General features: G+C 64.4%; 11 protein-coding genes. 10 read left to right on the top strand and 1 reads right to left on the bottom strand.

The annotated features are described in order from the left end of the window. Window positions 1-96: 96 nt before the first annotated feature. From LK539_RS15810 to LK539_RS15780, 7 genes are all read left to right on the top strand, one after another. The gene (locus tag LK539_RS15810; RefSeq protein ID WP_227802010.1) at window positions 97-525 is read left to right on the top strand and encodes an organic hydroperoxide resistance protein; all 429 of its coding nucleotides are present in this window, start codon (window positions 97-99) and stop codon (window positions 523-525) included. 80 nt (window positions 526-605) lie between these two features. Then, the gene (gene hemH / locus LK539_RS15805) at window positions 606-1,721 is read left to right on the top strand and encodes a ferrochelatase (protein WP_227802009.1); all 1,116 of its coding nucleotides are present in this window, start codon (window positions 606-608) and stop codon (window positions 1,719-1,721) included. Window positions 1,722-2,113: 392 nt separating this feature from the next. Beyond that, on the top strand, window positions 2,114-2,713 hold the full coding sequence (grpE, locus tag LK539_RS15800; RefSeq protein WP_227802008.1) for a nucleotide exchange factor GrpE: 600 nt from the start codon (window positions 2,114-2,116) through the stop codon (window positions 2,711-2,713). A 192-nt stretch (window positions 2,714-2,905) separates the two neighbouring features. Beyond that, window positions 2,906-4,846 (top strand): molecular chaperone DnaK, encoded by a 1,941-nt coding sequence (gene dnaK, locus LK539_RS15795; protein WP_227802007.1) that lies wholly within the window; start codon window positions 2,906-2,908, stop codon window positions 4,844-4,846. Window positions 4,847-4,972: 126 nt separating this feature from the next. Then, window positions 4,973-6,097 (top strand): molecular chaperone DnaJ, encoded by a 1,125-nt coding sequence (gene dnaJ, locus LK539_RS15790; protein ID WP_227802006.1) that lies wholly within the window; start codon window positions 4,973-4,975, stop codon window positions 6,095-6,097. 99 nt (window positions 6,098-6,196) lie between these two features. Next, a complete protein-coding gene (can, locus tag LK539_RS15785; protein ID WP_227802005.1) occupies window positions 6,197-6,892 on the top strand; it encodes a carbonate dehydratase in 696 nt (231 codons plus the stop codon). Then, the gene (locus tag LK539_RS15780; RefSeq protein WP_227802004.1) at window positions 6,870-7,238 is read left to right on the top strand and encodes a nucleotide pyrophosphohydrolase; all 369 of its coding nucleotides are present in this window, start codon (window positions 6,870-6,872) and stop codon (window positions 7,236-7,238) included. Before can ends, LK539_RS15780 begins: the two co-directional genes overlap by 23 nt. Window positions 7,239-7,243: 5 nt before the next feature. Here LK539_RS15780 and LK539_RS24485 read toward each other — a convergent pair whose 3' ends face one another. After that, window positions 7,244-8,854, bottom strand: a complete 1,611-nt coding sequence (locus tag LK539_RS24485) for a methyl-accepting chemotaxis protein (protein WP_307729111.1) — start codon at window positions 8,852-8,854, stop codon at window positions 7,244-7,246. 440 nt (window positions 8,855-9,294) lie between these two features. On the opposite strand from LK539_RS24485, the gene LK539_RS15765 reads away from it, so the two are divergent. The 3 genes from LK539_RS15765 (at window position 9,295) to LK539_RS15755 (ending at window position 13,039) form a co-directional block, all read left to right on the top strand. Beyond that, the gene (locus LK539_RS15765) at window positions 9,295-10,065 is read left to right on the top strand and encodes a gamma-glutamyl-gamma-aminobutyrate hydrolase family protein (RefSeq protein WP_227802003.1); all 771 of its coding nucleotides are present in this window, start codon (window positions 9,295-9,297) and stop codon (window positions 10,063-10,065) included. A gap of 132 nt (window positions 10,066-10,197) precedes the next feature. After that, complete coding sequence (locus LK539_RS15760; RefSeq protein ID WP_227802002.1) at window positions 10,198-11,568, top strand: glutamine synthetase family protein; 1,371 nt, start codon at window positions 10,198-10,200, stop codon at window positions 11,566-11,568. Window positions 11,569-11,596: 28 nt separating this feature from the next. Further along, window positions 11,597-13,039, top strand: coding sequence for an aspartate aminotransferase family protein (locus tag LK539_RS15755; RefSeq protein WP_227802001.1), 1,443 nt, complete (start codon window positions 11,597-11,599; stop codon window positions 13,037-13,039). Window positions 13,040-13,144 lie beyond the last annotated feature (105 nt).

Genomic DNA, 13,144 nt, shown 5'->3' with positions numbered 1-13,144 from the left:
TCACCCTACCGTCATCCTCCTTTCACCATTCTGTGGCAAAGTGATAAACGCTCCGCATCCGCGGACCCGTCCACAACAACACAGGAGGAAGTTCGAATGAGCATCGACAAAGTGCTGTACCGCGCCCAGGCCACCTCGCAAGGCGGCCGCGAAGGTAGCTCGAAAAGTTCCGACAACGTGCTTGACCTGAAGCTGAGCACCCCGAAAGAGCTCGGCGGTGGTGGCGGCTCCGGCACCAATCCCGAGCAGCTGTTTGCGGCCGGTTATTCGGCCTGCTTCCTGGGCGCCCTCAAGTTCGTGGCAGGCAAGGAGAACGTGACGCTGCCGCAGGACCTGACCGTCACCGGCGACGTCGGCATCGGCCAGATCCCGACCGGCTTCGGCATCGAGGTCGACCTCACCATCAAGGCCCCCGGCATGGACCAGGCCCAACTGAAGCAACTGGTCGACAAGGCGCACGTGGTCTGCCCCTACTCGAACGCCACCCGCAACAACATCGACGTGCGCCTGCACACCACTACCTGACCCGGTGTTGTTTGCCGTAGACACGTAAAGCAGGGGAGCGCCACTTATAATGGCGGTCCCCCGGTTAACGCCCTTCACACATGCCCTTCAGAAAAGAACCGCCTTTCACCCATGGCACCGTGCCCTCCAGCGCCATCGTGCTGGTCAACCTGGGCACGCCGGACGAGCCCAGCCGCAAGGCCGTCCGCCGCTACCTGAAGCAGTTCCTTTCCGACCCGCGCGTGGTCGAGATCCCGGCCAGGATCTGGTGGTTCATCCTGAACCTGGTCATCCTGCCGTTCCGCTCCGGGAAGTCGGCCGCCAAGTACCGCCTGATCTGGACCAAGGAGGGTTCGCCCTTGAAGGTGCACACCCAGAAGCAGGCCGCGCTGCTGGAAAAGACGCTCGCCGAACGGGGCCACGAAGGCGTGAAGGTGGTAATGGCGATGCGCTACGGCTCGCCTTCGCTGCCCGAGGTACTGGACCGGCTGCAGGAACAGCACTGCCAGCGCATCGTGGTGCTGCCCGCCTATCCCCAGTATTCCGGCACCACTACCGCCTCGGTCTGGGACGCCGTCTACGCGCACTATGCGCAGGTGCGCAACATCCCCGAACTGCGCCTGGTGCGCCATTACCACGACCACGAAGGCTACATCGAGGCGCTGCGCGAGCAGGTCGAATCGTATTGGGAAGCGCACGGCCGCGGCCAAAAGCTGGTGATGAGCTTCCACGGCACCCCCAAGCGCACCCTGATGCTGGGCGACCCCTATTTCTGCGAATGCCAGAAGACCGCGCGCCTGCTGGCCGTTGCCCTGGGCATGGGCGCCGACGAATACATCGTCACCTTCCAGTCGCGCTTCGGCAAGGCCGAGTGGCTGCAGCCGTACACGGCGCCCACGGTGCAGGAGCTGGCGCGCCAGGGGATCGAGCGCATCGACGTGATCTGCCCGGGCTTTACCAGCGACTGCCTGGAAACCCTGGAAGAGATCAACATGGAAGTGCGGCAGGACTTCGAAGCCGCGGGTGGCAAGGAATACCACTACATTCCCTGCCTGAACGAAGCGCCGGCCTGGATCACCGGGCTGGCCGAGATCGCGGAACAGCACCTGATCGGCTGGCCGACCATTCTCACGCCGGCCCAGCGCGCGGCGCAGAAGCGCGACGTGCAGGTCGGGGCGCAGCATGCGGCCCAGTTGGGCGCTCCGGCGGGAGTCTGAGCCGAGGGCGCGCAGGGACGCGCCTCGACAAGCTGCTAAAATAGGCGGTTGCCCATCAATGCCAGGGCGCCGCGCCGATACCGACGTAGCACAGCCATGCCAGCACCGCGATGGTGTACAGCACAACGGCGCCACTGATCAGTTGAAGTCTCATGTTGTCTCATCCCCGGCAGCTGCGGCCCATGCCGCAAGCTTGTCAGGAAGATTAAGACTTTTCGCTGGGAAATGATTCAGGGAAACCGTAAATCTTGTAACAAATGATTTCTACTTTTTCATGGGGCGAACTGGAAATGCCCCTTGAAAATGTAGGACATCGCCCCATGTAGGGGCCTGTGAGTACGGCAGGATACGTTACCAATTCAGCCAAGTCCTTGATTCTAGGAGTTTTTTCGATGCAAGACCAAGAAAACCAAGAGCTGTCCCAGCAGGGCAACGGAATGGACCCCGCCACCGCTGCTGCCGCCAACGAGGCTGCACAGGCAAGCGCGGGCCAGGCCGGCGTGCCGCCGACCGGCGACGCAGCGTCGGCGCAGTCGGACCTGGAAGCCCAGCTGAGCGCCACCGAAGCCAAGCTGGCCGAGATGCACGACGCATTCATGCGCGCCAAGGCCGACGCGGAAAACATCCGCCGCCGCGCCCAGGAAGACGTGACCAAGGCCCATAAATTCGCCATCGAAAGCTTCGCCGAGGCCATGGTGCCGGTGCGCGACAGCCTGGAAATGGCGCTGAAGGTCGAAACCCAGACCGTGGAAGCGATCCGCGAAGGCGTGGAAATGACGCTCAAGCAGCTGAGCGCCGCGTTTGAAAAGAACCGCCTGCTCGAGGTGATGCCTCAGGCCGGCGAGAAGCTGGACCCGAACAAGCACCAGGCCGTCGCCGTGGTGCCGTCCGAGCAGGAGGCCAATACCGTGGTCACCGTGCTGCAAAAGGGCTACATGATCGCCGACCGCCTGCTGCGTCCGGCCATCGTGACGGCTGCAGCGCCGAAGTAAGCAGGAGCTGGACGCTGCGCCTACGAACCGTAGCGAGCGGCGGCAATGGTGGTTGAGAAGCGCAGCTGTACGGGAGTACAGCGAGCATCGCAAACCGCCAGTGCAACGCGCAGTAGGTTCGCCCTTGAAAGAGCGCGGTATTTCCCAATATTGAATTAATCCGAAACTACAGCATTTAAAAGGAAAACAAACATGGGCAAGATCATCGGTATCGACCTGGGAACCACCAACTCCTGCGTCGCGATCATGGAAAATGGCCAGCCTAAGGTCATCGAAAACGCGGAAGGTGCGCGCACCACCCCGTCGATCATCGCTTACCAGGAAGACGGCGAGATCCTCGTCGGCGCCCCGGCCAAGCGCCAGGCTGTCACCAACCCGAAGAACACCCTGTTCGCCGTGAAGCGCCTGATCGGCCGCAAATTCGCGGAGAAGGAAGTCCAGAAAGACATCTCGCTGATGCCGTACCAGATCCTGGGCGCCGACAATGGCGACGCATGGGTCGGCGTGCGCGACAAGAAGCTGGCGCCGCCGCAAATCTCGGCTGAAGTCCTGCGCAAGATGAAGAAGACCGCCGAAGACTACCTCGGCGAAGAAGTGACCGAAGCCGTCATCACCGTGCCGGCCTACTTCAACGACTCGCAGCGCCAGGCGACCAAGGACGCCGGCCGCATCGCGGGCCTGGACGTCAAGCGCATCATCAACGAGCCGACCGCGGCCGCGCTGGCATTCGGCCTGGACAAGACCGACAAGGGTGACCGCAAGATCGCCGTGTACGACCTCGGCGGCGGCACCTTCGACGTGTCGATCATCGAGATCGCCGACGTCGACGGCGAGAAGCAGTTCGAAGTGCTGTCGACCAACGGCGACACCTTCCTGGGCGGCGAAGACTTCGACCAGCGCGTAATCGACTACATCATCGACGAATTCAAGAAGATCAACGGTCTCGACCTGTCGAAGGACCCGATCGCCCTGCAGCGCATCAAGGCTTCGGCCGAGCGCGCCAAGATCGAGCTGTCGTCCTCGCAGCAGACCGAGATCAACGAGCCGTACATCGCCATGGCGAACGGCGCGCCGGTCCACCTGAACCTGAAGATCACCCGCGCCAAGCTGGAAGCGCTGGTGGAAGAACTGATCGCCAAGACCATCGAGCCGTGCCGTGTCGCCATCAAGGACGCCGGCGTGAAGGTCTCGGACATCGACGACATCATCCTGGTCGGCGGCATGACCCGCATGCCGAAGGTCCTGGAAAAGGTGAAGGAATTCTTCGGCAAGGAGCCACGCCGCGACGTCAATCCTGACGAAGCCGTCGCTGTCGGCGCCGCGATCCAGGGCTCGGTGCTGTCGGGCGACCGCAAGGACCTGCTGCTGCTGGACGTGACCCCGCTGTCGCTGGGTATCGAAACCCTGGGCGGTGTGATGACCAAGATGATCCACAAGAACACCACGATCCCGACCAAGTTCTCGCAGGTGTTCTCGACCGCCGACGACAACCAGCCGGCCGTGACCATCAAGGTCTACCAGGGCGAGCGTGAGATCGCAGCGGGTAACAAGGGCCTGGGCGAGTTCAACCTCGAAGGCATCCCGCCGGCACCACGCGGCACCCCGCAGATCGAAGTGACCTTCGACATCGACGCCAACGGCATCCTGCACGTGGGCGCGAAGGACAAGGCCACCGGCAAGGAAAACAAGATCACCATCAAGGCCAACTCGGGCCTGTCGGAAGAAGAAATCCAGAAGATGGTGAAGGACGCCGAGCTGAACGCGGAAGAGGACAAGAAGGTCAAGGAACTGGCCGAAGCCCGCAACCAGGGCGACGCGCTGGTGCACTCGACCCGCAAGTCCCTGACCGAGTACGGCGACAAGCTGGACGCCGGCGAGAAGGAAAAGATCGAAGCGGCCATCACCGACCTGGAAGGCGCGATCAAGAGCGGCGACAAGTCGGACATCGACGCCAAGACCGCGGCCCTGTCGACTGCGGCCCAGAAGCTGGGCGAGAAGATGTACGCCGACATGCAGGCGCAGCAGGCTGGCGCGGCCGGCGCAGCCGGTGGCCAGCAGCCTGGCGGCGAACAGCAGCCGCAGCAGGACGACGTCGTGGACGCGGACTTCAAGGAAGTGAAAGACGCGAAGTAATCCCCGGTGGGGCGGCCTTGATGCCGCCCTCCCGCGGGAATCGCCGAGCCGCTGCGACCACCAGGTTCCCCGGCTCGGTTTTTTTGCAACCACCGTTTTACCAGTACAACAAGCAAGGTGCCGCCAATGGCAAAGCGTGATTTTTACGAGATCCTCGGGGTCGCCAAGACCGCGTCGGAAGACGACATCAAGAAGGCCTATCGCAAGCTTGCGATGAAATACCACCCTGACCGCAACCCTGACAACAAGGAAGCGGAAGAGAAGTTCAAGGAGGTCAAGGAAGCCTACGAGATGCTGACCAATCCGGAGAAGCGCGAGGCCTATGACCGCTACGGTCACGCCGGCGTGGACCCGAACATGGGCGGCGGCGGCTTCGGTGGCGGGGCAGGCGGGTTCGGCGACGCCTTCGGCGACATCTTCGGCGACATCTTCGGCGGCGGACGTGGCCGCAGTTCGGGCCCGCAGGTCTACCGCGGCGCCGACCTGCGCTACAACCTCGAGATCACCCTGGAGCAGGCGGCCCACGGCTACGAGACCACCATCCGCGTGCCGAGCTGGGACAAGTGCGACACCTGCCACGGCAGCGGCGCCAAGCCGGGCACCCAGCCGGTCACCTGCACCACCTGCTCGGGCCACGGCCAGGTGCGCATGCAGCAGGGCTTCTTCAGCATCCAGCAGACCTGCCCGAAGTGCCATGGCAGCGGCAAGATCATCCCGGAACCGTGCGCGGCCTGCGGCGGCGCCGGACGCATCAAGCGCAACAAGACGCTCGAAGTGAAGATCCCGGCCGGCATCGACAACGGCATGCGCATCCGCTCGACCGGCAACGGCGAGCCGGGTACCAACGGCGGACCGTCGGGCGACCTGTACGTGGAGATCCACATCAAGCCGCACCCGGTGTTCCAGCGCGAAGGCGACGACCTGCACTGCGAAATGCCGATTTCCTTCGCCAAGGCGGCGCTGGGCGGCGAGATCGAAGTGCCGACGCTGACCGGCAAGGTGTCGTTCACGGTGCCCGAAGGCACCCAGACCGGCAAGACCTTCCGCCTCAAGGGCAAGGGCGTCAAGGGCGTCCGTTCGGGCTACACCGGCGACCTGTTCTGCCACGTGGTCGTCGAGACCCCGGTCAAGCTGACCGACAAGCAGAAGGACCTGCTGCGCGAGTTCGAGCGCTCCACCAGCGAAGGCGGGGCCAAGCACAGCCCGCAGAGCAAGGGCTGGATGGACAAGGTCAAGGACTTCTTCGAGTAAGAGACCATACTGAACCGCCGGCGGCGAAGGCCCCGGCGGTTTTTTTTCGTCCGGCTGGTATACTTTCGTCTATTCAGCACGCATCAGACAGGAGAGAAATTGGAAAACAAGACGACGGGCGTGACCGCCGAAGACCTCTTCGCACGCAACCGCAAATGGGCCGCCTCGATGGTGGCCGAAGACCCGAACTTCTTCAAGGCGCTGTCCGAACAGCAGGCCCCGGAATACCTGTGGATCGGCTGCTCCGACAGCCGCGTCCCGGCCAACGAGCTGCTGGGCATGGCGCCGGGCGAGCTGTTCGTCCACCGTAACATCGCCAACGTGATCGCGCACTCCGACCTGAACGCCCTGAGCGTGCTGCAGTTCGCGATCGACGTGCTGAAGGTGAAGCACATCATCCTGTGCGGCCACTACGGCTGCTCGGGCGTGGGCGCGGCCCTGACCGGCACCCGCGTCGGCCTGGCCGACAACTGGCTCGGCCACGTGCGCGACGTGCGCGACAAGCATGGCAAGTATCTCGGCAACGTGGCCGGCAAGGCGGCGGTCAACCGCCTGGTCGAACTGAACGTGGCCGAGCAGGTGATCAACGTGGCCCAGACCACCATCGTGCGCGACGCCTGGGAACGCGGCCAGCCGCTCACCATCCACAGCTGGGTCTACGGCGTGCATGACGGCCTGCTGCGCGACCTCGGCATCACCGTCAGCAGTTTCGAGGAGATCGCACCGAAGCTCGAGCGCGTGCTGCAGGGCTACATGGACGGGGACCAGGTTCGTGACGAACGCCGCGGACAGTGATCTGATCCGGCTGCGCGAGCTCGTCCGCACGTTTGTGGACGAGCGCGACTGGGACCAGTTCCACACGCCCAAGAATCTCGCCTCCGCCCTCAGCGTGGAGGCGGCCGAGCTGCTCGAGCACTTCCAGTGGCTGCAGCATGGCCGCCTCGAGGAACTGGGCCCCGACAAGCTGGTCCAGGTGCGCCACGAGATGGCCGATGTGCTGGTCTACCTGGTGCGCCTGGCCGACAAGCTCGACGTGGACCTCTTCAAGGCGGTGCAGGAAAAGATGGTGCTCAACCGGGAGAAATACCCGGCCGAGCAGGTGCGCGGCGACGCGCGCAAGTACTACGAATACAAGAAGTAAGCGCCTCAGGCCAGGGCCAGGGCCTGCGTCGGGCGAAGCTCCCGGCCTGCCGCCCTGCGCACGCCGCCTGCCGCGCCGTCCAGCCTGAACACGCTGACCGCCTCGGCCAGGCGCGCCGCCTGCTCCTGCAGCGACTGCGCCGCCGCCGCCGCTTCCTCGACCAGTGCCGCGTTCTGCTGCGTCACGGTGTCCATCTCGCCGACTGCCCCGTTGATCTGCTCGATCCCGGTCTCCTGCTCGCGGCTGGCGAGCGTGATCTCGCCCATGATGTCGTTGACGCGCGCCACGCTGCGCACGATCTCGTCCATCGTCGCGCCGGCCTGCTCCACCTGGCGGCTGCCGGCGCCCACGTTCTCCACCGAGGTGCCGATCAGCGCCTTGATTTCCTTGGCCGCGCTGGCGGAGCGCTGGGCCAGCGTACGCACCTCCGAGGCCACCACCGCAAAGCCGCGTCCCTGCTCGCCGGCCCTGGCCGCTTCGACGGCCGCATTCAGCGCCAGGATATTGGTCTGGAAAGCGATGCCGTCGATGACACCGATGATGTCGACGATCCTGTTGGCCGATTCCCGGATCGCGCTCATGGTCGTGGTAACGCCCGCGATCACTTCGCCGCCGCGCTGTGCGACGCTGGAAGCCTGGAGGGCGAGCTGGTTGGCCTGGCGTGCATTCTCGGCGTTCTGGCGCACGGCGCTGGTCAGCTCTTCCATCGAGGAGGCGGTTTCCTCCAGCGAACCGGCTTGCTGCTCGGTGCGGCTCGACAGGTCGAGATTGCCGCGCGCGATCTCGTCCGATGCGGTGGCGATGGTGTCGGCGCCGCTGCGGACTTCGCCCACGATGGCGCGCAGGCTGGCATTCATCTCGCGCAAGGCGCCCAGCAGCTCGCCGGTTTCGTCCTTCGCTTGCGTGTCGATGTCGCTGGAGAGGTCGCCGGCGGCGACGGTGCGCGCCACAGCGACGGCACGCGCCAGGGGCCGGGTGATCGAGCGCGTCACGAACACCGTGGCCGCGGCCGCGATGACGAGGGCCACGGTGCACAGCACGCCCAGCAGCAGCTGGCCACGGCTGTTCGCCTCGGCGATTTCCTGTTCCATTTCGCTGGCGCGTTTGCGCTCGTTGCCGGCCAATGCGCCCAGGGTCGCATCGTAGGCGTCGAATGCCGCCTGCATGCGCGCATTGCCCTCGGTGCTCGCGGCCTGGTCGCCCGCATCCTCCGCCGCCAGCAAGGCCTTGCGCACGTCGATGTACGCCGTGCGCTTGGCCAGGATGTCCGCCAGCAGGGCCTTGCCCTTGGGAGTGGCCACGGTCCGTTCCAGTTCCTTCAGGATTTCCGTGATGCGTTCGCTGGTCTGGCGCATGGCTGCCTGGGTGGCGGCGCGCTGTGCGGCATCGCCGGTGGCCAGCGCCAGCGCGGTGCGGGTGGCGTTGAGTGCGTTCAGGTGGCGCCATTCGGTGACCAGACGTTCTTTCGGAACCGCGTTATGCATGATGCGCTCGTTCAGGGAATCGAAGTTGCGAAGCAGCCAGGCGCCGGCGCCGGTGAGCAGAACCATCAGAATCAGCAATACGCCATGGCTCGCGCCCAAGCGTATGCCGATGCGAACATCAGTCAATTTCATAGTGTTTGAATCCATGTACCGTCAAAGTTTAGACAACGAATATTGTCATAATTGACGAATTGTACGCGATTATTGTGCTAATGGTAAAAGGTGTTGGCGTACGGAAACAATTTAGCTGTTCAAAGTCCGTTCACCACGGTGCTGATACTGAAGCACATATGACTTTGGTTGAAATAATATTTCTCAAGTAGCCAAGAAATGAAAGAAAATTTCATGAGGCCGAACCGTGTTGGCACGCTTTAGGAGTTACCGTTAAGCTTTTGCTATGGATTTTCGGGGGACAATCGAATAGGTCGGCTCCCGTTCCCCGGCAGATCAGCGGCAAGCAGCAGCTCTGCGCCGACGTAGCTAGGCGTATTTGATCTGAATCAATAGCCCCTCGCGCCCGGACCAGAATGCTCGTATCATGGTTTCGTGCGCTTCACGACAAGGTAGAGACCATGCGCCCCATCGTCATCGTCCCCGCATGCACGCGTGATTTCGGCGAACACCCTTATCACGCCGCCCAACACAAGTACGTCGACGCCGTCGTCCTCGGCGCCGATTGCGCACCCATGATCCTGCCTTCCCTGGGCGAATCGCTGGACCTGGAAACGGTGCTGGCCCTGTGCGACGGCATCATGCTGACCGGCTCGGCCTCGAACGTGCACCCCAGCTACTATTCCGAAGAAGTGCTCGACCCTTCGCTGCCGCAGGACCCGGCGCGCGACCAGACCACGCTGCCCCTGATCCGCGAAGCGGTCAAGCGCGGCATCCCGATCATCGCGATCTGCCGCGGCTTCCAGGAAATGAACGTGGCCATGGGCGGCAGCCTGCACCAGGCGGTGCAGACCGTGGCCGGCAAGTTCGACCACCGCGAGAATCCCGAGCTCGGCATGGACGAGCAGTACGGGGACGCCCACAACGTCACCATCACCCCCGGCGGCTGTCTGGAGCGCATGCTTGGCGCGTCGGAGATCCCGGTGAACTCGCTGCACGGGCAGGGCGTCAATGAACTCGCACCGGGCCTGAGCGTCGAAGCAGTAGCGGAGGACGGGCTGGTCGAAGCCTTCTCGGTCTCCACCGCGCCCGGCTTCACGCTGGCGGTGCAGTGGCACCCCGAATGGCGCATCCAGCACAACCCCTACTCGATGAAGATGTTCGGCGCCTTCGGCAATGCCTGCCGTGAATACCAGGCGCAGAAACAAGCCCTGCAACGGAGCTCCGCATGATGTCGACTGCTCTCGAGACGCCCTTTCTGTGGACGACCAGCGCCGTCCCATAGCTTCCCTGCCTGATGTGACCAGCGCACCCGGCCTGAATACGCCGTGCGCCCGAAACCCGAACCAGACAGTGAGGCAATCATGGCAATCCGCGACAATTTTTCTTACACCGACATGGAGGAGTGGCTCAACGCGAAACGGGTCACCGAAATCGAATGCCTGGTCCCCGACCTGACCGGCGTGGCCCGTGGAAAGATCCTCCCCCGCGTCAAGTTCACCGACGACCGCGGCATGCGCATCCCGGAAGTGGTGCTGGGCATGACCGTCACCGGCAACACTCCCGAGCGCGACGAATCCTATAACCGCGCCATCGCGGCCACCGACCGCGACATGATCCTGAAGGCCGACCCGACCACCATCACCATGGTGCCGTGGGCGGTCGACCCGACCGCCCAGGTCATCCACGACTGCTACTTCGCCGACGGCAAGCTGGTCGACTACGCGCCGCGCAGCGTGCTGCGCCGCGTGCTCAAGCTGTACGCCGAGCGCGGCTGGAAGCCGGTGGTGGCGCCCGAGCTCGAGTTCTACCTCACGGCCAAGAACATCGATCCCAACCTGCCGCTCACCTCGCCGGTGGGCCGCAGCGGCCGCGCCGAGACCAGCCGCCAGGTCTACAGCATCGACGCCGTCAACGAATTCGACCCGCTGTTCGAGGACATCTACGACTACTGCGAGATGATGAACCTCGACGTCGACACCCTGATCCACGAGATCGGCGCCGGCCAGATGGAGATCAACTTCCTGCACGGCGATCCGCTCGGCCTGGCCGACAAGGTGTTCTACTTCAAGCGCACGCTGCGCGAAGCGGCGCTCAAGCACGAGATGTACGCCACCTTCATGGCCAAGCCGATGGCTGACGAGCCCGGCTCGGCGATGCACGTGCACCAGAGCGTGGTCGACCTGGAAACCGGCCGCAACATCTTCAGCAACCCGGATGGTTCCCCGGCGCCGGCCTTCCGCCACTACATCGGCGGCCTGCAGCGCTACATGCCCTCGGCAATGGCCATCATCGCGCCCTACGTGAATTCCTACCGCCGCATCGTGCGCCACTCGGCGGCGCCGATCAACCTGCAGTGGGGCATGGACAACCGCACCGTCGGCTTCCGGGTGCCGGTGTCGGGCGCCCAGGACCGGCGCGTCGAGAACCGCGTGATCGGCGCCGACGCCAATCCCTACCTGGCGCTGGCGGTCACGCTGGCCTGCGGCTACCTGGGCATGCTCGATGCGCTGGATCCGAGCCCGATGGTCGAGGTCAGCGCCTACGACATGCCGGTCGAGCTGCCGCAAGGCCTGTCGGAAGCCATCACCCTGTTGCGCCGCGAAGACCGTTTGCGCGACGTCCTGGGCGAGCGCTTCATCGACGTGTACTCTGCGGTAAAGGACCTCGAGCATCAGGAGTTCATGCGCGTCATCAGTCCGTGGGAGCGGGAACACCTGCTGCTGCACGTCTAACTGGTCCTCACGACAATGGGAGCCAGCCATGACAACCAATTCGATGGTGGCCTCGCTGCGCGTGACTGCGCCCGAGGCATCCGAGACCTATGACACCCAGGCCCTGCAGCAGCTCGACAGCGCGCACTACCTGCACCCGTTCACCGACCACGCCGCGCTGCGCGAACGCGGCGCGCGCGTGATCGTGCGCGCCGACGACGTCTACCTGTGGGATTCCGAAGGCAACAAAATCATCGACGGCATGGCCGGGCTGTGGTGCGTCAACGCCGGCTACGGGCGCGCCAGCATCGCCGACGCGGTGCACGCCCAGCTGCTGCAGCTGCCCTTCTATAACAGCTTCTTCAACACCACCAACGTGCCGGCGGTGAAGCTGGCCGCGCTGCTGGCGCGGCTGGCGCCGCCGAACATGCAGCACGTGTTCTTCACCGGCAGCGGCTCGGAAGCGAACGACACCATCGTGCGCATGGTGCGGCGCTACTGGCAGCTGGCCGGCAAGCCGGGACGCAAAGTCATCATCAGCCGCCGCAACGCCTACCACGGCTCGACCCTCGCCGGGGCCTCGCTGGGCGGCATGGCGGGCATGCACGCCCAGGGCGGGCTGCCGATTCCAGGCATTGTCCACATCGGCCAGCCCAGCTACGCCGAGCACGGGCAGGGCATGAGCGAAGCGGCCTTTGGCCTCGAGGCCGCGGGCTGGCTGGAACAGAAGATCCTCGAAGTGGGGCCGGAGCGCGTGGCCGCCTTCATCGGCGAGCCGGTGCAGGGGGCGGGCGGCGTGATCATCCCGCCCTCGACCTACTGGCCCGAGATCCAGCGCATCTGCGACAAGTACGACATCCTGCTGGTGTCGGATGAAGTGATCTGCGGCTTCGGGCGCCTGGGCACCTGGTTCGGCTGCGAGCTGTTGAAATTCCAGCCCGACCTGATCGCTTTTGCCAAGGGCGTCACCTCGGGCTATGTGCCGCTCGGCGGCGTGCTGGTGGGCTCACGGGTGGCGCACATGCTGATCGAGAAGGGCGGCGACTTCAACCACGGCTTCACCTATTCCGGCCACCCCGCGGCCTGCGCGGCGGCGCTGGAGAACCTGCGCATCATCGAGGCCGAAGGCCTGGTGCAGCGGGTGGCGCTGGAAACCGGGCCGCACCTGAAGTCCCGCGTCGCATCGCTGGCGATGCATCCGCTGGTGGGGCATGCCGAGACCTGCGGCATGACGGCGGGGCTGAACCTGGTGCGGCGCAAGGGGGCATCCAGGCACGAGTGCGAGGCCTTCCCCGCGGTGCACGCGGTGGGCATGGTCTGCCGCAAGCACATGTTCGACAACGGCGTCATCATGCGCGCGGTGGGCGACCGGATGATCGTGGCGCCGCCGCTGTCGATCACGGTGGGGCAGATCGACGAGATGGTGGAGCGGATCGGGTATTGCCTGGATTTGACGCTGGAGGAGGTGGTGCAGAAAGGGTGGATGGAGTAGCTAGCGGTCTGCTGGCAAACTTGGGTTCCCGCCTGCGCGGGAACGACGGTCTTAGGGCTGGTGAATAGAGGTAGCGTTACCTTTTTGCCCACACCTCTAGCACGT

The organism is Massilia sp. IC2-476 (assembly GCF_020707295.1).
Classification (GTDB): domain Bacteria; phylum Pseudomonadota; class Gammaproteobacteria; order Burkholderiales; family Burkholderiaceae_D; genus Telluria.
The sequence above is the reverse complement of the archived record's forward strand: the minus strand, read 5'-3'. Positions and strand labels throughout refer to the sequence as shown.

What these genes read in the sequence shown, in the direction of transcription:
- LK539_RS15810 (WP_227802010.1), top strand. Translation starts at nt 97, where the DNA reads ATGAGCATCGACAAAGTGCTGTACCGCGCCCAGGCCACCTCGCAAGGC.
- hemH (WP_227802009.1), top strand. Translation starts at nt 606, where the DNA reads ATGCCCTTCAGAAAAGAACCGCCTTTCACCCATGGCACCGTGCCCTCC.
- grpE (WP_227802008.1), top strand. Translation starts at nt 2,114, where the DNA reads ATGCAAGACCAAGAAAACCAAGAGCTGTCCCAGCAGGGCAACGGAATG.
- dnaK (WP_227802007.1), top strand. Translation starts at nt 2,906, where the DNA reads ATGGGCAAGATCATCGGTATCGACCTGGGAACCACCAACTCCTGCGTC.
- dnaJ (WP_227802006.1), top strand. Translation starts at nt 4,973, where the DNA reads ATGGCAAAGCGTGATTTTTACGAGATCCTCGGGGTCGCCAAGACCGCG.
- LK539_RS24485 (WP_307729111.1), bottom strand. Translation starts at nt 8,854, where the DNA reads ATGAAATTGACTGATGTTCGCATCGGCATACGCTTGGGCGCGAGCCAT.
- LK539_RS15765 (WP_227802003.1), top strand. Translation starts at nt 9,295, where the DNA reads ATGCGCCCCATCGTCATCGTCCCCGCATGCACGCGTGATTTCGGCGAA.
- LK539_RS15760 (WP_227802002.1), top strand. Translation starts at nt 10,198, where the DNA reads ATGGCAATCCGCGACAATTTTTCTTACACCGACATGGAGGAGTGGCTC.
- LK539_RS15755 (WP_227802001.1), top strand. Translation starts at nt 11,597, where the DNA reads ATGACAACCAATTCGATGGTGGCCTCGCTGCGCGTGACTGCGCCCGAG.